The sequence below is a fragment of the Rouxiella sp. S1S-2 genome, from assembly GCF_009208105.1.
Taxonomy (GTDB): Bacteria; Pseudomonadota; Gammaproteobacteria; order Enterobacterales; family Enterobacteriaceae; genus Rouxiella.
The window spans coordinates 4,781,614-4,802,557 of sequence record NZ_WFKL01000001.1 but is presented as its reverse complement, the minus strand read 5'-3'; the positions used below and the strand labels follow the sequence as shown (position 1 = coordinate 4,802,557).

The window sequence follows — 20,944 nt, the reverse complement described above, 5'->3', positions numbered from 1 at the left end:
GGGAAGGCGGGGATGCAAGAGCAGCAACGCTTAAAGTGTAAACTGATATTGCCCTGCGCCACGCGTTGAGGTTTCAACCTGCAGCAGCGCCCCCTCGATTTCCCCCGGATTTTCTAACTCTTTTCTCGCCGACGTAATAAACAGCCGCCGCATATCCGCACCGCCAAAGGTGCAGCAGCTTGGCTGAGTCACTGGCACCTTTAACGTATCAAGCGTTAAGAGTTCACCCTGATTGATCTGTTGTCGCAGCAGACAGTGGCTTCCCCAGCAGGCAGTCAGCAATATGCCGTCTTCAGTCAGGGTTGAACCATCGGGCGTTTTATCGCCGGAAGAGTGGCAGGAGAGTTTTAAAGGATTTATTCTTCTGGCGCTGCCGGAGTAGAAACGTTTCTGCGTACTGTCGGCAAACCACACTTTCCCTTCGTACCAGGCCAGAGTATTCGGCGTGCCAACCTTGTCCATCATCAGCACTGGCGCAGAGTCACCGATTTCATAACGAAACCAGGCGCCTATTTTTTCTTTTTCTTTGAGATCCATCGAGCCATACCACAGAGAACCATCTGGGGCGATCGCGGCTTCGTTAGGCCTTGTGCCTTCTGCCCCCGCATAGTCACAGAGCAGGGTGAAGGTTTCATTGGCGTAGTCGTAAAGTGAAATTCCGTCCTGAGTGACCAGTAAAAAAGTGTCCTGCTTTTCAGTCAGCAGAGCCGCGCTGGTAATCGAGGGAAGTTCGCGCTGTTCGAAGGCTTGCGTTTCAGGCCAGTAGCGCAGCAGTCGCTGGTTAAGAATATCCATCCAAAGCAGTGACTGGGTGCGCTGGCACCAGACGGGTGTTTCACCCAACTCGGCGCGATAATCGTTAACGGCGGTTATCTCGGACCTCAAAAATGCGGTCATCAAGGTTTCTCCTGCAAGGGCTAAAAGTGTCTGTGTAATGAGTTTAGCCGCGCTTTGCCACATGGGGAAAGCAGAAGCAGCAAGTTAAGGGGGCGAGGGTAAAAAAAAGCCTGCTGATGTTTCAGCAGGCCAGGTAACTCATAAAGACGGATTTCTACAACGTAGATTAGAAGTTGTAGTACAGGCGAACCAGGTTCAGGTCGCCAATATCGTCGGTAGAGTTGGTGATCATGTGCTCGAAATCAACCTGGAAGCCGTAGTCGAGTTTCAACGCGATGCCCACGCCGTTGTCGGTACGCTGGTAGTCACGACCGCTCACGTATTTCAGATGGTCACCCATGAAGTACGGTTGAATGCTCTTGATGGCGTACTGTTTGATTGGAATGTTGTAACCGGCATAGTATTCCACACCGTAGGCGTTGCCCGCGAAGTAGTCCTGATCGTTGTTGATTTTAGTGGTCAGGAAGTTGTGGTACCAGCCGCCGCCTGCAGACAGTGTCCAGTTGCCCGGCGTCCACGACAGTGCAGTACCCAAAATGCTCTGGTCATAGTCTTTAGAGCCGCCAGCGGCACGGTTCTTAACTTCGGCGCTGGTGTAGTTATACGCCGTACCCCACGTTAAGGTGTCATTGATGTGCCAATTTGCGCCAACGGAGCCGCCGCCTTTGCGTTTGTAGGCCAGGTTATTGGATTCAAGCAGGTCATCGTCTGAGAACAGGTAAGCGGCATAAAGATCCACTGGACCTGCAGCATACTTGTATTTCAACATCTTGCGTGAACGATAAGAACCATCATAGTCACCGTTGATGCCGTTGCCCGGAGCCTGGGCTAACATGTCGTCATCCCACACGTCGGTTTTAGCGCCAACAACATCATAATAGATGCTGTTCTGCTGACCATAAGTCAACGTACCGTAGGTTTTGCTCTTGAAGCCGGTATACAGCTGGCGACGGGTGGTGTCATGTGCGCCTTTTGCATAATGTTGATCCCAGTCGAATACCGCCGGAATATTTACACCCAGTTCGTAATAGCTAACCCAGTGAATATCATCAAACAGGAAATAATCAGCAGAGAAGCGGAAACGGGTGCCGCCGTCATAACCGTTGTTTTTGTATGAGCCTTTATCAGAGTTGCCCATAGTATTGACAACCTGCGGACGAATACTGCCGCCGACTTTAAAGTCGAGACGGCTAAGCAGGTCATAAGGTTGCGGATCTTGTTTGATAAGCGTGATTTCTGCCTGTGCTGCGAAAGATGCGCCACCCAATAGCAGGCCGGCGACAACCGTTTGTGAAACCCTATTCATTTTAAATTTCATAACGACTCCAGGTGCCAATGCTGTGTTGGCATCCTCATTTCCCTTGTTATGCACGAGGGGGATTAACGAGCATTAAAGATCTATGCCGCAGCCTGCCTTGTTAGAATAACGACACTCATTGCGTAATAGTCTGTTTTTAAATAAAACCTTCCAATCGCTAACTTACTGACATGCCGTGATTATTGGTTAGCTTATATAGTTTCGCTTTTGCAATAATTCATCGACTTAAAATTAGCTGGCTATTTATTAACATAACGGTTCAGCAAAATCCAATAACGAAATATGAATTATTTATATCACCACTAATAAATTCATCGCCGTCGACAAAAACAACATTGTCAAAACGTGCTTAAGCGCACATTATTCACACTTTTGCATAGCTATTCGTTTTTGTGAATTTTTTATCAAAAGGGCAGAGAGTGTTGATTTGTCTTGTGATTAAGGGGAGATGTCCGACATTATTCAGTCAGAGCAAAATAGATTTACTGATGCTAGCGCGCCTCTATCATAATTTTCTAATTATGAGGCAATTTCACTAGCCGTGATGGAGCGGGGTGGTTAACCTGATTCTGTTTTACGGCAGCACACATTAATAAAGAGAGAAATTATGAGCAAAGCTGATATCCGCATGGCGATTGCCGGTTCCGGTGGGCGCATGGGTCGCCAGCTGATTCAGGCCGTACAGCAGGCCGAGGGCGTGGTACTGGGTGTCGCATTAGAGCGCAAGGGTTCTTCATTGGTCGGCACCGATGCGGGTGAACTGGCCGGTGCGGGCGTGATGAATGTTCGCGTAAGCGATAGCCTGGAAGCCGTGGTTGATGATTTCGATATCTTAATCGATTTCACCCGTCCTGAAGGCACCCTTGAACACCTTGGCTTCTGCCAACAGCACGGTAAAGGCATGATTATCGGCACTACCGGTTTTGATGATGCGGGTAAGGCGGCAATTAGCCAGGCTGCGCAACAGATCCCTATCGTTTTCGCCGCTAACTTTAGCGTTGGCGTCAACGTGGTATTGAAGCTGCTTGAAAAAGCGGCAAAAGTGATGGGCGATTACACCGACATTGAAATCGTTGAAGCCCATCACCGTCACAAAGTCGATGCACCATCAGGTACGGCATTGGCAATGGGTGAGGCAATTGCAGGTGCGTTAGGCCGTGATTTAAAAGACTGTGCGGTTTATGCGCGTGAAGGTCACACTGGGGAGCGCGACCCAATGAGTATTGGTTTCGCGACTATTCGCGCGGGCGATATTGTCGGTGAACACACCGCCATGTTTGCCGATATTGGCGAGCGCGTCGAGATTACCCACAAGGCCTCCAGCCGCATGACTTTTGCTAATGGTGCAGTTCGTGCGGGGAAATGGGTATCATCCAAGAAAAGTGGTCTTTATGACATGAAAGATGTCTTGGGTCTTGAAGATTTATAAGGTTCTCCAACAATCGTGATGTGGTTGTTTTAATCATAGTGTTTTGATAAAAGGGCAGTTATTTTATTGCCCTTTTCTTTTATCTATAAAATGGGCGTTATGATGCGGTTTGTTTCCCAAACCTATATTTTAAGGTGTTAATGATCATTTGATTACCGTATTGAGTATAAAATAACCAGATCATTTCATCATAATTATCTAAACTGCGTCAAAAACCGATTTTTTCAGACAAACCTCCCCGCAAACGTTTACTATGCTTACTTATCCCGTCCTTTTATCGCTATCCGGTGCTCATTTCACTGAGTGCAGCAAAAAACAGTAAAATAATGGTGCTTTTGGTGGACAAACCAAACGCTCATCATTAGAATGCGCGCAATTTGCCAAAAATTAGCTTTTAGGGTAGAAAAAATTACCGCTCTGAGTGCAATTTTTGCATTGATCAGGTCACTGGATCTGAATTAATATGCAAATATAATGATTGATTATTCTTGGAGGATGCTTTGATAAAGTCAGCGCTATTGGTTCTGGAAGACGGAACCCAATTCCACGGTCGGGCCATCGGGGCAGAGGGAACGGCAGTAGGAGAAGTGGTCTTCAATACGTCGATGACCGGTTATCAAGAAATCCTCACTGATCCTTCCTATTCCCGCCAGATCGTTACTCTTACTTATCCTCATATCGGCAATGTCGGCACTAACGCCGCTGATGAAGAATCCTCCGCAGTACACGCTCAAGGTCTGGTTATTCGCGACCTCCCCCTGATTGCCAGCAACTACCGTAATGAAGAATCCCTTTCTGATTACCTCAAGCGCCACAACATCGTTGGTATCGCGGATATCGACACGCGTAAGCTGACTCGGTTGCTGAGTGAAAAGGGTGCGCAGAACGGTTGCATCATTGCCGGTGATAATGTGGACGCGGTGCTGGCACTGGAAAAAGCCAAGGCTTTCCCGGGGCTGAAAGGCATGGATCTGGCGAAAGAAGTCTCCACGCAAGAGTCTTACAGCTGGCAGCAGGGTAGCTGGACTCTTGAAGGCGATTTGCCGGAAGCGAAGAAGGCTGAGGATTTACCTTTCCACGTCGTGGCCTACGATTACGGCGTGAAGCGCAACATTCTGCGCATGTTGGTTGACCGCGGCTGTCGCCTGACGGTGGTGCCGGCAAAAACGTCTGCAGAAGACGTGCTCAAACTCAATCCGGACGGCATCTTCCTGTCAAACGGCCCGGGTGACCCAGAGCCATGTGACTATGCCATTGCAGCCATCAAAACTTTCCTGACCACTGAAATCCCGGTGTTCGGTATCTGCCTGGGCCACCAATTGTTGGCACTGGCCTGCGGCGCCAAGACGTCAAAAATGAAGTTTGGACACCACGGCGGCAACCATCCGGTTAAAAATCTTGATAACAACACCGTGATGATCACCGCACAGAACCACGGTTTTGCGGTAGAAGAAGCCAGCCTGCCGGACACGTTACGCACCACGCACAAATCACTGTTCGACGGTACATTGCAAGGTTTGCATCACACCAGCAAGCCAGCGTTCTGCTTCCAGGGTCACCCTGAAGCGAGCCCGGGTCCGCACGATGCAGCACCTTTGTTCGATCACTTCATTGAACTGATTGAAGCCTACCGCAACAGCGACAAATAAGAGAACAGGAGCGATTTAAAATGCCAAAACGTACAGACATAAAAAGCATCCTGATTCTGGGCGCAGGTCCGATTGTTATCGGGCAGGCCTGTGAGTTCGACTACTCCGGTGCCCAAGCGTGTAAAGCGCTGCGCGAAGAAGGTTACCGCGTCATTCTGGTGAACTCCAACCCAGCCACCATCATGACTGACCCTGATATGGCCGATGCCACCTACATCGAGCCTATTCACTGGGAAGTTGTACGCAAAATTATTGAAAAAGAGCGTCCAGACGCCGTACTGCCGACAATGGGCGGCCAGACTGCACTGAACTGTGCGCTGGAGCTTGAGCGTCAGGGCGTGCTTGCTGAGTTCGGTGTGACCATGATTGGTGCCACCGCCGACGCTATCGACAAGGCAGAGGACCGCCGTCGCTTTGATATCGCGATGAAGAAAATCGGATTAGGCACGGCGCGTTCAGGTATTGCACATAACATGGAAGAAGCGCTGGTGATTGCCGCAGACGTTGGCTTCCCGTGCATTATCCGTCCTTCCTTTACCATGGGCGGCACCGGCGGCGGTATTGCGTACAACCACGAAGAGTTCGAAGAGATTTGTACTCGTGGTCTGGATCTCTCGCCAACCAAAGAGCTGCTGATTGACGAGTCGCTGATCGGTTGGAAAGAGTACGAGATGGAAGTGGTGCGTGATAAAAACGACAACTGCATCATCGTTTGTTCAATCGAAAACTTCGATGCCATGGGCATCCACACCGGTGACTCCATCACCGTGGCACCTGCTCAGACCCTGACCGACAAAGAATATCAAATCATGCGTAACGCCTCGCTGGCGGTACTGCGTGAAATCGGCGTAGAAACCGGCGGTTCAAACGTACAGTTCTCCGTTAACCCGAAAGACGGCCGTCTGATCGTTATCGAAATGAACCCGCGCGTGTCACGCTCTTCGGCACTGGCTTCAAAAGCGACCGGTTTCCCGATTGCTAAAGTGGCGGCCAAATTGGCTGTGGGCTACACCCTCGACGAGTTGATGAACGACATCACCGGTGGCAAAACACCGGCCTCTTTCGAGCCGTCAATTGACTACGTTGTGACTAAAATTCCTCGTTTCAACTTCGAGAAATTTGCCGGTGCTAACGACCGTCTCACCACTCAGATGAAATCTGTCGGTGAAGTGATGGCGATTGGCCGCACTTTCCAGGAGTCGATGCAGAAAGCGCTGCGCGGCCTGGAAGTGGGGGCCAGCGGTTTTGACCCTATCGTTAATCTCGATGATCCTGAATCGTTGACCAAAATTCGTCGCGAACTGAAAGAAGCCGGTTCAGACCGTATCTGGTACATCGCCGACGCATTCCGTGCGGGCATGTCAGTAGACGGCATCTTTAACCTGACCAACGTTGACCGCTGGTTCCTGGTGCAGATTGAAGAATTAGTTCAACTGGAAGCAAAAGTGGCAGAGGGCGGCTTTAGCTCGTTAAATTATGATTTGCTGCGCGTTCTGAAACGCAAAGGCTTCGCAGATCTGCGTTTGGCGAAACTGGTTGGCGTATCTGAAAGCGAAATGCGCAAATTGCGTCACAAGCACAATCTGCACCCGGTTTATAAGCGCGTTGATACCTGTGCTGCCGAGTTCTCCACCGACACCGCCTACATGTACTCCACGTATGAAGAAGAGTGCGAGTCCAACCCGACCACCGGCAAACCAAAAATCATGGTGCTGGGCGGCGGGCCAAACCGTATTGGTCAAGGTATCGAATTCGACTACTGCTGCGTACACGCCTCGCTGGCGCTGCGCGAAGACGGTTATGAAACCATCATGGTTAACTGTAACCCTGAAACGGTTTCTACCGACTACGACACTTCCGACCGTCTATACTTCGAATCCGTAACGCTGGAAGACGTGCTGGAAATCGTGCGTATCGAGCAGCCAAAAGGCGTGATCGTGCAGTACGGTGGGCAGACTCCGCTGAAACTGGCTCGCGAGCTGGAAGCTTGCGGCGTGCCAATCATCGGTACCAGCCCGGACGCTATCGACCGTGCTGAAGACCGTGAGCGTTTCCAGCAGGCGGTTCACCGTCTGGGCCTGAAACAGCCGGCTAACGCCACAGTTGCCACTATCGAACAGGCAGTTGAAAAAGCCAGCGGTCTGGGTTATCCGCTGGTGGTGCGTCCCTCATACGTGCTGGGCGGCCGCGCAATGGAAATCGTTTATGACGAAATCGACCTGCGTCGCTACTTCCAGAACGCGGTAAGCGTCTCTAACGATGCGCCAGTACTGCTGGATCGTTTCCTTGACGACGCGGTAGAAGTCGACGTTGACGCTATCTGCGACGGCGAGCGCGTGCTGATTGGCGGCATTATGGAGCACATTGAGCAGGCTGGCGTTCACTCCGGTGACTCCGCGTGTTCACTGCCCGCTTACACCCTGAGCAAAGAGATTCAGGACGTCATGCGTCAGCAGGTTGAGAAGCTGGCCTTTGAGCTGCAGGTTCGTGGCCTGATGAACGTGCAGTTTGCGGTTAAAGCCAACGAAGTTTACCTGATTGAAGTTAACCCACGTGCTGCGCGTACCGTACCGTTTGTCTCCAAGGCCACCGGCGTGCCGCTGGCGAAAGTGGCCGCTCGCGTGATGGCGGGGCAGACTCTGGCCGAGCAGGGCATTACCAAGGAAGTTATCCCGCCGTACTACTCTGTGAAAGAAGTGGTGCTGCCGTTTAACAAATTCCCTGGCGTGGACCCCATCCTCGGCCCTGAAATGCGCTCCACCGGTGAAGTCATGGGCGTTGGCCGTAGCTTCGCCGAAGCGTTTGCCAAGGCGCAGCTGGGCAGCCTGTCCGGCATGAAAAAGGCCGGTCGTGCACTGCTGTCAGTTCGCGACGGAGATAAAGCGCGCGTGGTCGATTTGGCTGCCAAGCTGCAAAAACACGGCTTCGAACTGGATGCGACTCACGGTACTGCCGTTGTTCTGGGTGAGGCGGGCATTAACATCCGCCTGGTGAACAAGGTGCATGAAGGCCGTCCACACATTCAGGACCGCATTAAAAACGGTGAATACAGTTACATCGTCAATACTACCGCGGGTCGTCAGGCGATTGAAGATTCCAAACTTATTCGCCGCAGCGCACTGCAGTACAAAGTGCACTACGACACTACGTTGAACGGTGGCTTTGCGACCGCGATGGCGCTGTCTTCCGACCCGACTGAGCAGGTTATTTCAGTCCAGGAAATGCACGCAAAAATTAAAGGCTAATTAACACGATTAGTTCTTCAATGATTACCGTTGATTCTGAAGGGCGCGGCGTAAGCTGCGCCTTTCTTTTTTGCTTTTTTATTAAATTAACAAGATTAAAAGATTGGCTATTTTTCCTCAGACGCAAAGTTGCGTATGCTGATCTGAAACCATTTTTAAACGGAAGTTTTATGATCCTGATTATTTATGCTCACCCTTATCCTCGGCATTCACATGCTAATCAGCGTTTACTTCAGGGAATTAAGGATCTTCCCGATGTAAAAATCCGATCGCTTTACGATCTCTATCCTGATTTCAGTATTGACATCAAGGCCGAGCAAAAAGCGATGGAAGAGGCCGATCTGGTGGTTTTCCAGCATCCGCTGCAGTGGTACGGGTTACCCCCCATGCTCAAGCTGTGGATTGACAAAGTGCTTGAGCACGGTTGGGCCTATGGGCACGGCGGTGAAGCGCTGCGGGGTAAAGGTTTACTCTGGGCAGTCACTACCGGCGGCAATGAGCAGCATTTTGAGCTGGGAAGTCATCCTGATTTCGCCACGCTGGCGCAACCCGTTGAGGCCACGGCACTTTACTGCGGCATGAAATGGCAGCCCTATTTTGCATTGCATAACACCTTCACCTGCGATGAGGTTTCTATTAAAGCCGGTGCCGAGGCTTACCGCCAGCGACTCATTGATTGGCAGACTGCGCACCCCACCGTGCTGTTGGACGCACAGACTGTAGAAGGAGAAGTGAATGGATAATCACAGCATGATGATCGAGGGGCTGATTTATCTCGGCTCCGCGGCGCTTTTTGTACCGATTGCGGTGCGTCTTGGCCTTGGCTCTGTTCTGGGATACCTGATAGCCGGCTGCATCATTGGTCCCTGGGGCCTCAAGCTGGTGTCCGACGCCGAGTCTATTCTAACCTTTGCCGAAATTGGCGTCGTGCTGATGCTGTTTATTATCGGCCTCGAGCTGGACCCGAAAAGGCTGTGGACCCTGCGTGCCTCGGTGTTTGGTGGGGGGAGCATCCAGATGGTCGGTTGTGGATTGGTGCTGAGTGCATTCTGCACCGCGCTGGGACTCGACTGGAAAATTGCCCTGCTGATTGGCCTGACGCTGGCGCTGTCGTCTACCGCGATTGCGATGCAGGCGATGAGTGAACGTAGCCTGACGCCAACGCCTATTGGACGTAGCGCCTTCGCCGTGCTGCTGTTCCAGGACATTGCTGCCATTCCGCTGGTGGCGATGATCCCGCTGTTGGCCAGCACCGGTGAAACCACCACCATGCTCTCGTTTGGACTCTCTGCCGCCAAGGTGGTGGGTGCGCTGGCGATAGTTATCCTGCTGGGGCGTTACGTGGCGCGGCCCTTGCTGCACTTTGTAGCGCGTTCAAACATGCGCGAAGTGTTCAGTGCCGTGGCGCTATTCCTGGTGTTCGGATTTGGCATATTGCTGGAGATGGCCGGTCTGTCGATGGCGATGGGCGCATTTTTAGCCGGTGTTATGCTTGCCAGCTCTGAGTATCGCCACGCACTGGAAAGTGATATTCAGCCGTTTAAAGGCCTGTTACTGGGGCTGTTCTTTATCGGCGTCGGTATGTCTATCGACTTCGGTACGCTGATTAACCACCCAATGCTGATTGCCGGCCTGTTGGCGGGCTTTATGGCCTTGAAGGCGGCGCTGCTGTGGATTGTGGCTCCTTTGTTGAACGTGCCAAAACGTCAGCGCGGAATGTTTGCCATCCTGCTTGGTCAGGGCAGTGAATTCGCCTTCGTTATCTTTAGCGCGGCGCAAATGGCAGGCGTGCTTCCCCCCGAGTGGGCTAAAGCGCTGACGCTGGCCGTGGCGCTGTCTATGGCCGTAACGCCGGTGCTGTTGGTTATTGCCAGCCGTCTGGAGCGCAATGCGCCGAAGGACTCGCGTCCGCAGGACGTGATTGATGACGAGCATGCCAGTGTGATTATCGCCGGGTTTGGCCGCTTCGGGCAAATTGCCGGACGTTTGCTGATTGCTAATAATGTGCACACGGTGGTTTTGGACAACGATCCGGATCATATCGACACGCTGCGTAAATTCGGCACCAAGGTGTTTTATGGTGATGCAACGCGTGCCGACTTGCTTGAGTCCGCCGGCGCGGCGCAGGCCAAGGTGTTAATTAACGCTATTGATGACGTTGAAGCCAACCTTGAGCTGACGCGTCTGGCAAAAGAGAATTTCCCTAACCTGAAGATAATTGCTCGCGCTCGCGACGTCGATCACTGGTATCAGCTGCGCCAACTTGGCGTAGAAGCGCCTGAACGTGAGCTGTTTGAAGGCTCGCTGCGCGCAGGGCGTGAAACGCTGGAGATGCTGGGTCTCGACCCTTATGAAGCGCGCGAAAAAGCCGACCTGTTCAAACACTACAACCTGAAAATGTTGGAAGCGACGCTTGAGAACTATGAGGATACTGAGTTCCGGGTTGCCAGTCTGGCACGCGCCCGAGATATGCTTTCTGCAGCCATTGAGCAGGATCAGGAGCGCCTTGGCGAGCAGCAGCAAAGCTGGCGTGGGAGTATTGACGGTAAAGCGCCAGAACACGAGGTGATAGAAGCCAAATAATTGTTATCTGCAGCAATGACCTAAAGATAATCTTACAAATAAACGCACCTTTTTAGGTGCGTTTTTTATTACTGGAATTCCCGTCGAGATAATATTAATCCTAATAGAGAAAATTCTATTTAACGTTTGGTGTATTGCGGTTGAAGTTTTAATGCTATTTAATGCACTCCGTAGACCCAATTTAGAAACACTTTATTACAATCACTTAAAAGGATTTTTTGTAAAAATGAACACTTTATCTAAAACTGTATTATCCGTATTTGTACCTTGCGCTTTATTATTGTCAGGGAACGTATTGGCGCTCGAAAATAACCTTTTGATCGAAGGGCCAACGCACGTGACTCAAAAAACACCTGGTACATTTATTCAAAAAAAACCAGCTTATTACAGTGAAATTCATTGGTTCTCTGATTATTCTAAATATGAGTCAGAAACTTCCCTCAAGCCAAATGATAAATACCCTATCCCTTCAAGATCGGTCATTGCAGGCATAACTGTTGGTATTCCCGTAACATATACTATGTTACAGGCAGCGGTGAAGGTCGACGGTGAGTATGTCAATGTTACCCACGCATTTTGCCAAGATGGTTTAGATACGAAATGCGATAGCTTAAAGGGGCCTGACAGTGTGATAGGGGGTGGAGACGTAACGCTCGATGTTTCACCTTCAACGCAAGAAACTCAGTATCGCTATACGTGGAACATAAACCAGAATGCCGCTAAATATATAGATAATGTTAAAATGAATCGCGGTGTATTGACATTTACCGCGAAAAAGCCTGAAGAAAGTCAAAAATTAACATTTGACGTTGAGGTATTCCGGAACTTCGTTGGAAAACTACAAGTATCTAGATATAGGCATGAAATTTGTATTTTGGGGAAATATAATCAAGACTGTGGAACCATTAAAAATCCAGTAATGCTTCATAAACCTCTAGAGAAAGCGGAGCTTTATTGGACTGGGTTGGGTACATTCAAAAAAGGTTCGGTTGTACAAGCAGGTGCGCATCAATATATTTGCGTAAATGAGAAGAAGTGTAATTTCAAAAATTTCAATCCTGGACCAAATCAAGACTGGACTGAAAACAATGATACGAAGGCTGCGCGTCAGGCCTGGATTATCAATAACCTTCCTCTGCAAATAAATTAATTTTTAACAACTTTTAATTTTATTTTCTATAATGATTTCAATAAATCAAAAAGGCAAGCCTATATCAGGGTTTGCCTTTTATTTAATTTTCAGCTCAGCGCCACTTTAATACCCAGCGCAATCAACACGCCGCCAAGCAGTTTATCAATCAACTTCTGCGCCTTTGCCAGCCCTCGCCGTACTGGACCGCTTTGAATAAGCACCACCAGCAGCGGCCACCAGATGCATGACAGCCCGACAATAATTGAGGCGTACCACAGCTTCTCGCCCAGCGTAGAGTTGATTTGCAGCACCTGAGTAAACATCGCCAGGAAAAACAGCGTCGCCTTGGGATTAAGCAGGTTGCATAAATAGCCCTGTACGAAGGCTTTGCTCATCTTCACCTGTTGTTTCTCAACATTGTCGAGATTCATTTTACTGTCGGTACGCGACAGCAGCGCCTGCACGCCAACCCAAATAAGGTACGCAGCACCCACGTATTTCAACAGGTCAAACAGCCAGGGGGTTTGGGTTATAACCACCGCCAGACCGGCCACGCAGTAGGACATGTGAGTTAACACACCGCAGATAACGCCCAGCGAGGTCATAAGCGCCGTCATGCGCGGATAACGCGCAGCGTTTTTGATCACCAGAAAAAAGTCCGGACCCGGGGAGATCATCCCCAGCGCTGCAATGGTAGCGACAAACAAAGAGGTTTCGAGCATTAAACCGACCGTCATCAAGAAGCATGAGAAATTAACGCGGCATCATACGCCAATCGCCGACTTTTAACAGGGGCAGCGCATCTCGGTTATTCCCGTTTGTATACTTAATAAACCGAAGCGTAATCGGCAGTTTACATGCGCCAAGAGGCAAGAGAGGGCAGCAGTGCGAAACGCTGTCGGGCGGCGTTTGATTGATGCTTTACGCGCAGTATTTCCCTGGCTGTTAGATAATTATGCTGAATTAATCACACTCCGCTAAGAGGTCTCTTATATCTTTATCAAGGCACCTTCTCCCTATCGACGGCGGATTGGCCTTTCCGTATAGTGTGGCTCTTTTCTGCCCCGACACAGAATGTTTTCCAGGTCTGCTGTATGTCGTCTGCCGGCGGAACCACGAATATGTTTTTATTAGCACTTCACCACAAGGTTTCACGATGATTATCAGCCTGATCGCTGCAATGGCAGCGGATCGCGTTATCGGTATGGAAAATGCCATGCCTTGGCATTTACCGGCTGACCTGGCCTGGTTCAAGCGTAATACGCTGAACAAACCGGTTATTATGGGGCGCAAGACTTTCGAGTCTATCGGTCGGCCACTGCCTGGCCGTCTGAACATCGTTATCAGCAGCCAACCCGGTAGCCACGACGGCGTGACTTGGGTCACCTCAGTAGAGGACGCATTGGCGGCGGCAAGTCATGCAGAAGAAGTGATGATCATGGGCGGAGGCAGAGTTTACGAACAGTTCCTGCAGCGCGCAAACCGTCTTTATCTCACTCATATCGATGCTGAGGTCGAGGGGGACACGCATTTCCCAGACTACGAGCCAGACGAGTGGGAAAGCGTATTCAGCGAATTCCACGACGCTGATGAAGCCAATTCACACGGCTACTGCTTCGAAATTCTCGACCGCCGCGTTTAATCACAGCGTGACGCAGTAATGCAAAAAAGGCACCTTTCGGGTGCCTTTTTTATTAATCAAATGATCAAAAAGAAGCTTATGAGGCTTTTGGTGTCAGAAGCTGCTCTTTTTCTTTACGGCGGATAGAGGCCTGAGTAAAGAACGTTTTATCTTCCCAGCGTAGCATCGTCATCTCTCCGCCCCAGCAACAGCCGGTATCCAGCGCATAAACGCCCTCGGGTGTCCCTTTGCCTTCTAACGAGGCCCAATGGCCGAAGATGATGCTGTAACCCTCTTGCATAACCTGGCTCGGCAGATCAAACCACGGCTTAAGTGGACGCGGTGCATCTTCGGGCGAGTCTTTGCAGATCATGTCCAGCTGGCCGTTCGGGAAGCAATAACGCATCCGCGTTAGCGCGTTGGTGCTGAAACGCAGTCGAGCCAGGCCGCTCAGCTCTTCTGACCAATTGTTCGGCATATCCCCATACATCGCGTCGAGGAACAGCGGATAACTGTCGCTGCTCAGAATGGCCTCTACTTCACGGGCACAGATTTTTGCGGTCTCAATATCCCACTGCGGCGTAATGCCCGCGTGGCCCATAACCAGTTTCAGCTCGTCATCCACCTGTAAAACAGGCTGACGACGCAGCCAGTTGATGAGCGTGTCGGCATCATCGGCTTCCAGCAGCGGCGTCAGGCGGTCTTTAGTCTTGTTAGGGGTAATACCCGCGTAAATAGCCAAGAGGTGCAGGTCGTGATTACCCAGCACCATGCGCACGGCATCGCCTAATCCACTGACGAAACGTAAAACCTCAAGCGAATCAGGGCCACGCGCGACTAAATCACCGGTTAGCCACAGGCAGTCATGCAGGGGGTTAAAATTAACCCGTATAAGCAGAGCTTTAAGCTCATCAAGGCAACCGTGGATATCACCCACTAAATATGTCGACATAAGCGTTTTATTACTCGGAAACTCAATTAATCAGCGTCGGAAGCGCAAGCCGAAACACGGGGATTGGCACCTGGAAAGGCTCACCTTTGTGGTCGATCATTTCGTAATGACCTTCCATGGTGCCCATTGGCGTTTCAAGGATGGCACCGCTGGTGTAGTGGAACTCACCGGCTGGTACGATCAAAGGTTGTTCACCGACAACGCCTTCGCCCTGAACTTCGGTTTGATGGCCGTTACTGTTGGTTATCAACCAGTAACGGCGCAGGAGTTGCACGTTATGACGCCCCAGATTGCGAACAGTAATGGTATAGGCGAAAACATAACGCTGTTCTTCCGGTATCGACTGAGACTCAATGTAGATACTTTGTACCTGAATACTGACTCGCGGGGCATTAAGCATAGCGGCACTCCTGCTAAGTTTACTGTTCGTTGTTCTTGCGCGTTGAAATCCAGTTGGCCAGTTTGCAGTACTGCTCAACCGAGATATTTTCAGCACGCATCGACAGGTCAAGACCCAGCTCCGTCATCTGCTCTGGGGTAAACAAATGCCCCAGGCTGTTACGGATAGTTTTGCGGCGCTGGTTAAAGGCATCGGTGGTCAGGCGCGCAAGAATGCGGATGTCGGAAACAGGGTAAGGAATTTCTGCATGCGGCGTCAAACGCACGACCGCTGAATCAACTTTTGGCGCCGGTGTGAAGGACTCAGGCGGCACTTCCAGCACGGGAATAATGTTGCAGTAATACTGCGCCATTACGCTAAGACGGCCATACGCTTTGCTGTTTGGACCGGCAACCAGACGATTCACCACTTCTTTTTGCAGCATGAAATGCATGTCGCTTATTGAGTTAGTGTAGGTGAAAAGGTGGAACATCAACGGCGTGGAGATATTGTAAGGCAAGTTACCAAACACGCGCAGCGGCTGACCCAGTTCTTCGGACAATTCGCCAAAGTTTACGGTCATCGCATCGGCCTGGATCACGCGCAGCTTGTTGGCCAGCTTAGGATTCACCTCAAGGCGGGCCGCCAAATCGCGGTCAAGTTCGATAACGGTCATGGCGTCAAGGCGTGCCGCGACAGGCTCGGTTAACGCTGCCAGACCGGGGCCGATTTCAACAACGGCCTGACCCGGCATAGGGTGGATAGCGGAAACGATGCTGTCGATGACAAACTGATCTTTTAAAAAGTTTTGTCCAAAACGTTTACGGGCGAAGTGGCCTTGGTGGACTCGATTATTCATTGCTGTGTTTTTTCACTACTGTTGTTGTCGTTACTGACATAAGTCGTCGTTTCAGACAGATTGTTGTCATTGCTGACAGAAGCCATATTGATGGCAAGATTTAAGGCGGTAATAAAGCTGCCAACGTCGGCTTTGCCCGTGGCGGCAAGGTCGAGCGCCGTACCGTGATCGACTGAAGTGCGAATAAACGGCAACCCCAGCGTGATGTTCACGGCGCGACCAAAGCCCTGATATTTTAGCACCGGCAGGCCCTGGTCGTGATACATGGCCAAGACAGCATCGGCATGCTGCAGATATTTCGGCTGAAAAAGCGTATCTGCGGGCAGCGGGCCAATCAGATTAATGCCTTTTTCACGCAGCGAATTGAGCGCTGGCGTGATGGTATCAATCTCTTCACGTCCCATGTGACCGCCTTCTCCTGCATGAGGATTAAGGCCACACACGTAAATTTGCGGAGACTGAATGCCAAATTTGGTCTTGAGGTCGTTATCGAGAATGGTGATCACTTCATGCAGACTCTGCACAGTGATAGCGTCCGATACGTCCTTCAACGGCAGGTGCGTTGTTGCCAACGCGACGCGCAGTTCTTCGGTTGCCAGCATCATCACCACGCGGTCGCACAGACTGCGGTCGGCGAAGAATTCGGTATGGCCGATAAACGGAATGCCAGCGTCATTAATTATACTTTTTTGAACCGGACCGGTGATAAGTGCGGCAAATTCGCCGCTTATCGCCCCGTCGCAGGCCCGTGCCAGCGTGTCAACGACATAGGGGCCATTGGCCACGTTAAGCTGTCCGGCAACGACACATTCCGCAAGAGGAATAGGGAGCACGGTTAGCGTTCCCGCTGCCTGAGGTTTGGCATATCCCGGGCGGTAGTCGAGCAAACGAATAGGCAGACCCAGCGCCTTGGCTCGGCTTAGTAGCAGAGACGGGCAGGCACAAACGACAAGCTCAACGGGCCAATCCCGTTGAGCAAGTGCGAGAACCAGGTCAGGGCCCACCCCGGCAGGTTCACCGGGGGTAATGACCACTGATTGCGTCACGTGGATTTTATTGTCCATTGCCGTCCATAATTTTCACGTACGACTGCGCGCGTTGTTCCTGCATCCAGGACTGCGCTTCTTCGGCAAACTTGCGGTTGAACAGAAGACGGTAGGCTTTGTCTTTCTGTACAGCATCCGTTCTGTCTACCTGACGGGTATCGAGCAACTGGATCAGGTGCCATCCAAAGGAAGAACGCACTGGCGCACTGATTTCACCTTTTTTCAGCTTCAGCAGCGCATCGCGGAATGCTGGGTCATACATGTCTGGTGAAGCCCAACCCAAGTCACCGCCCTGATTGGCAGAACCCGGGTCTTGTGACAGCTGTTTAGCTTCGTCGGCGAAGTTGGCACGTCCGCTCTTAATGGCTGCAGCAACCTGTTCCAGTTTTGCCTGCGCTTGAGCATCTGTCAGAACCACAGACGTTTTCAACAGGATGTGGCGGGCGTGAACTTCAGTCACCGATACTTTCTGGTCAACGTCACGCATATCGTTCACTTTCAGGATGTGGAAGCCCACGCCTGAACGAATGGGACCCACAACCTGGCCTTTCTTAGCGGTAGCGAGCGCCTGTGCAAACAGTGAAGGCAGACCCTGAAGCTTGCCCCAACCCATATTACCGCCGTCCAGCGCGTGGGGATCGGCAGAGTAGGTCATCGCCATTTTGGCGAAATCAGCACCGCGATTCAGTTCGCCTACCAATTTCTTGGCCAGTAACTCGGTTTGGTCAACCTGATCCTGAGTCGGATTTTGTGGCAAAGGCAAAAGAATGTTGCTGAGGTTATATTCAGCCTCATTGCCGGTTTGCGCCGCCAACTGTTTCGCCAATGCGTCAACTTCCTGAGGAAGAATGGTCACACGACGACGAACTTCGCCGTTACGCACTTGCGAAATCAGCATCTCTTTACGGATCTGAGTACGGTAAGTGTTGTAGTTCAGACCTTCATAAGCCAGGCGACTGCGCAGCTGATCGAGAGTCAGGTTATTCTGCTGTGCGATGTTGGCAATGGCCTTGTTGACGTCGTCGTCAGTCACCGTGATGCCCATCTTGGTTGCCATCTGCAGCTGAATGTTGTCCATGATCAGGCGGTCGAGAATTTGATGACGCAGTGTCGCATCATCCGGAAGCTGTTGTTTCGCTTCTTTTGACTGCTGCTTAACCGACATCAACATGTCGTTGACTTCGCTCTCCAGGACAACACCGTTATCGACAACGGCGGCGACTTTATCAACTTCTTGCGGTGCTGCGAACGCGGTGTTAGCACAAAGCACCACGCCGAGGAGAAGTGTTCTCCAGTTCTTCATACTTTATCCATTTATTTAATCCGCAAATGCGGGTTCAAGTTTCAAGTTTACTGAATTCAACATGCCATAGGGCATCAGAATGCACGTTGATAAGGCAGTATGCCGCTGGCTAACATTTCTTTAGTACCCAGGCTTTGATTGCTGCTCAGGCCACGAAGTTCAATGTTAAATGAAATACGGTTGTCATATTGGCTACTTGGGGTGGAACTGGTGTAGTCCCAATCGGTAATTTTACGCTCGTAGCCGAAATTAACCGCCCAGCAGCACGTGCTGTACTGAACGCCCAGCAACTGGTCAGCGGCCTGTTTCGCCTTGGTGTCATAGTAATACGCTGCCACTACGGCCCAGCGATCGGCGATCGGCCAACTGGCAATAATACCGGCCTGCGAGATCCCCTGCTGGTAACCCGGGTTAGTGACACCAGGCAATGTTGCCTGAATATATTCCGGGCTGGCGTAACGGTAGCTCAACTGAACCATTCTTTCTGCATCAGAACGATATTCCAGCACCGCGTCGCCGATGGCAAGTGCATCAAGACGCGTGTCGTACTGCAGTCCGCCGCGGAAGGCCAGCGTATCGTTGATTTTATAGTACGTGTCACCGGCCCACACCATGCTGCCAGTATCATCACTTTTATCCAGACTGCTGGTCGGGTCACCGGTCCGTGGACGTGTGAAGTAGTAAATCTGACCGGCGGACACGTTGAAACGTTCAACCAGACTGTCGTCGTAAATACGGGTGGTTACACCCGACGCCAGCTGGTTAGCCGAAGCTATGCGGTCCAGGCCGCTGTAGCTTTGGTCGCGGAACAGGCCGGTGTAGTCAGTCTGCAACAGCGTGGAGTCGTACTGCTGAATATCGCTCTGGTCACGGTAAGGGATATAGAGGTACTGCAAACGGGGTTCGAGAGTTTGCGTGTAGCCCTGATTCCAATCCATGGTGCGGTCAAACACCATCTTGCCGTCACTTTTGAACTCAGGCATGACACGGTTTACCGAGCTCTTGAGCGTTGAGTCCGGGTAAATATCATAATAGCTGTTAGGGATATCTTGTTGGTAATGGGTGGCCATCACCTTCACTTGGTTATCCCAGCTTCCCCAGCGGTTGCTCAACGGCAGGTCAATTTGCGGCGCGATGTGCCAGCGGGTTGCCGTTGGGAACGCCGGATTCACGTTGGTGAATTTGGCAATCTGCCCATAGGTACGAAAGTTAAACGGACCTATGTCATCTTTATAGTAATTAATGTCCAACTGCGGCATGGCGCGGTAGACATTGGTCGTCGTCGTTGTCGTCTCGGAGAAAATCTGGAACTGCTTGCTGGCAAGCGTGATGTCCCAGTTTTCATTGGCATAGCCTGCGCTGAATTTCTGCGTTGCGTAGCCGTCGGTGGTTGAACCAAATTTGGAGTCGAGATCGGTAAAGTAATACGGGTCACTGACCTTGGTGAAGTCAACGTTGAAACGCCAGTTCTGTTCATAAACGCCGTTGTGTTGCCAGTAGTAGAGCCAGCGTTTAGTGTTGTTTTCGCCAGGGTGTGCAGCCTCAACCAGTTTGTCATCGGTCAGGAAATCGAACTCCATAACGCCTGCGCCGGCAACGGTCAGATAGCGGAATTCGTTTTGCAGCTGAGTACCACGCTTGCTCATATAGTGCGGCGTGATGGTGGCATCGTAGTTTGGCGCAATATTCCAGTAATACGGCAACATCAGCTCGAAGCCGTTATTACTGCCGTATTTCGCGTTAGGGATCAGGAACCCTGAACGACGGCGGTCGCCAATCGGCAACTGCATATAAGGGCTGTAGAATACTGGCACCGGGCCAATGTGGAAACGGGCGTTCCAGATTTCGGCCAGCTCTTCCTGGCGGTCTTCAATCACCGTGGTTCCGACTACGCTCCAGCTGTTGTCGCCCGGTAGACAGGAGGTGAAAGTCCCGTTATTTAATATGGTGTAACGGTTATTATCGCGCTGCTTCATCAGGTCGGCTGTGCCGCGGCCCTGACGACCTACCATTTGATAATCACCTTTTTCGACGTCGGTATCCTTGGTGTTCAGGTTAGAGAACGCCTTGGGACCTTTAAGCTTGACCTGATTATCGAAATACAACACGTCGCCCGTAGCTGTGACGGTACGAAGCGGTGTGGCTTCATTTGGATGAGCAATCTGGTTAAGCTGGACCTGATCGGCTTTTAAAGAGCTGTTGCCCTGATCAACCGTCACGTTGCCGCTATAAAGGGCATCGTTGGGATAAGTACCCTGCAGGTTGTCGGCCTGAATCTTTACCGGCAGCTGATTAGGGTCTCCCTGTACCAGTGGCTTATCATAGGTCGGCACGCCGAGCATACATTGTTCAGCGAGTGAGGCCAGCGCGCCCTGGCTATAGAGTGCCGTCCAAATCATTGTGGCCAGCAGGGTGGGGAAGCTTTTTTTCATACGTCTATTTTTCATACGTAAAATGTGTGTTCCGTCATCAGAGGCGTCATGCCGGCAAACGGTCAGAGACTATCTCACTCATCATCGTTGCGCTAGTGT

The 20,944-nt window shown here is 51.1% G+C and carries 16 protein-coding genes; 7 read left to right on the top strand and 9 right to left on the bottom strand.

The annotated features are described in order from the left end of the window. Nucleotides 1–30: 30 nt before the first annotated feature. Together GA565_RS21965 and GA565_RS21960 are read right to left on the bottom strand one after the other, a co-directional pair. Nucleotides 31–897 carry an SMP-30/gluconolactonase/LRE family protein gene (locus GA565_RS21965; protein ID WP_152200831.1) on the bottom strand — a complete coding sequence of 289 codons (867 nt, stop codon included), beginning with the start codon at nucleotides 895–897 and terminating at the stop codon, nucleotides 31–33. Nucleotides 898–1,063: 166 nt separating this feature from the next. Next, a complete protein-coding gene (locus GA565_RS21960; RefSeq protein ID WP_152200830.1) occupies nucleotides 1,064–2,215 on the bottom strand; it encodes a porin in 1,152 nt (383 codons plus the stop codon). A gap of 607 nt (nucleotides 2,216–2,822) precedes the next feature. Here GA565_RS21960 and dapB point away from each other — a divergent pair. The 6 genes from dapB (at nucleotide 2,823) to GA565_RS21930 (ending at nucleotide 12,271) form a co-directional block, all read left to right on the top strand. Then, the gene (gene dapB / locus GA565_RS21955) at nucleotides 2,823–3,644 is read left to right on the top strand and encodes a 4-hydroxy-tetrahydrodipicolinate reductase (protein ID WP_152200828.1); all 822 of its coding nucleotides are present in this window, start codon (nucleotides 2,823–2,825) and stop codon (nucleotides 3,642–3,644) included. Nucleotides 3,645–4,144: 500 nt separating this feature from the next. Then, nucleotides 4,145–5,293: a glutamine-hydrolyzing carbamoyl-phosphate synthase small subunit gene (gene carA, locus GA565_RS21950; RefSeq protein WP_152200826.1), complete on the top strand. Its 1,149-nt coding sequence runs from the start codon at nucleotides 4,145–4,147 to the stop codon at nucleotides 5,291–5,293. 20 nt (nucleotides 5,294–5,313) lie between these two features. Beyond that, the gene (carB, locus tag GA565_RS21945; protein WP_152200825.1) at nucleotides 5,314–8,538 is read left to right on the top strand and encodes a carbamoyl-phosphate synthase large subunit; all 3,225 of its coding nucleotides are present in this window, start codon (nucleotides 5,314–5,316) and stop codon (nucleotides 8,536–8,538) included. 170 nt (nucleotides 8,539–8,708) lie between these two features. After that, complete coding sequence (gene kefF / locus GA565_RS21940) at nucleotides 8,709–9,281, top strand: glutathione-regulated potassium-efflux system oxidoreductase KefF (protein ID WP_152200823.1); 573 nt, start codon at nucleotides 8,709–8,711, stop codon at nucleotides 9,279–9,281. Further along, a complete protein-coding gene (gene kefC, locus GA565_RS21935; RefSeq protein WP_152200821.1) occupies nucleotides 9,274–11,121 on the top strand; it encodes a glutathione-regulated potassium-efflux system protein KefC in 1,848 nt (615 codons plus the stop codon). Before kefF ends, kefC begins: the two co-directional genes overlap by 8 nt. 226 nt (nucleotides 11,122–11,347) lie before the next feature. Next, complete coding sequence (locus GA565_RS21930; RefSeq protein ID WP_152200820.1) at nucleotides 11,348–12,271, top strand: hypothetical protein; 924 nt, start codon at nucleotides 11,348–11,350, stop codon at nucleotides 12,269–12,271. 89 nt (nucleotides 12,272–12,360) lie between these two features. Here GA565_RS21930 and GA565_RS21925 read toward each other — a convergent pair whose 3' ends face one another. Further along, the gene (locus GA565_RS21925; RefSeq protein ID WP_055775274.1) at nucleotides 12,361–12,975 is read right to left on the bottom strand and encodes a LysE family translocator; all 615 of its coding nucleotides are present in this window, start codon (nucleotides 12,973–12,975) and stop codon (nucleotides 12,361–12,363) included. 434 nt (nucleotides 12,976–13,409) lie between these two features. Here GA565_RS21925 and folA point away from each other — a divergent pair, with 434 nt between their 5' ends. Next, on the top strand, nucleotides 13,410–13,895 hold the full coding sequence (gene folA, locus GA565_RS21920) for a type 3 dihydrofolate reductase (protein WP_152200818.1): 486 nt from the start codon (nucleotides 13,410–13,412) through the stop codon (nucleotides 13,893–13,895). Between the two features lie 76 nt (nucleotides 13,896–13,971). Here the strand turns inward: folA and apaH are convergent, their stop codons facing one another. The 6 genes from apaH to lptD form a co-directional block, all read right to left on the bottom strand. Next, nucleotides 13,972–14,826 (bottom strand): bis(5'-nucleosyl)-tetraphosphatase (symmetrical) ApaH, encoded by an 855-nt coding sequence (gene apaH, locus GA565_RS21915; protein ID WP_152200816.1) that lies wholly within the window; start codon nucleotides 14,824–14,826, stop codon nucleotides 13,972–13,974. Between the two features lie 22 nt (nucleotides 14,827–14,848). Then, entirely contained in the window at nucleotides 14,849–15,226 is a 378-nt protein-coding gene (gene apaG / locus GA565_RS21910) for a Co2+/Mg2+ efflux protein ApaG (protein WP_152200814.1), read from the bottom strand. Between the two features lie 19 nt (nucleotides 15,227–15,245). Continuing rightward, entirely contained in the window at nucleotides 15,246–16,064 is an 819-nt protein-coding gene (gene rsmA / locus GA565_RS21905; RefSeq protein ID WP_055774792.1) for a 16S rRNA (adenine(1518)-N(6)/adenine(1519)-N(6))-dimethyltransferase RsmA, read from the bottom strand. Continuing rightward, nucleotides 16,061–17,128 carry a 4-hydroxythreonine-4-phosphate dehydrogenase PdxA gene (gene pdxA / locus GA565_RS21900; protein ID WP_055774794.1) on the bottom strand — a complete coding sequence of 356 codons (1,068 nt, stop codon included), beginning with the start codon at nucleotides 17,126–17,128 and terminating at the stop codon, nucleotides 16,061–16,063. Before pdxA ends, rsmA begins: the two co-directional genes overlap by 4 nt. Next, nucleotides 17,118–18,413, bottom strand: coding sequence for a peptidylprolyl isomerase SurA (gene surA, locus GA565_RS21895; RefSeq protein WP_152200813.1), 1,296 nt, complete (start codon nucleotides 18,411–18,413; stop codon nucleotides 17,118–17,120). The genes pdxA and surA overlap by 11 nt, the downstream gene beginning before the upstream one ends. Nucleotides 18,414–18,487: 74 nt before the next feature. Next, nucleotides 18,488–20,845 (bottom strand): LPS assembly protein LptD, encoded by a 2,358-nt coding sequence (gene lptD / locus GA565_RS21890; RefSeq protein WP_193312008.1) that lies wholly within the window; start codon nucleotides 20,843–20,845, stop codon nucleotides 18,488–18,490. Between the last annotated feature and the right edge of the window lie 99 nt (nucleotides 20,846–20,944).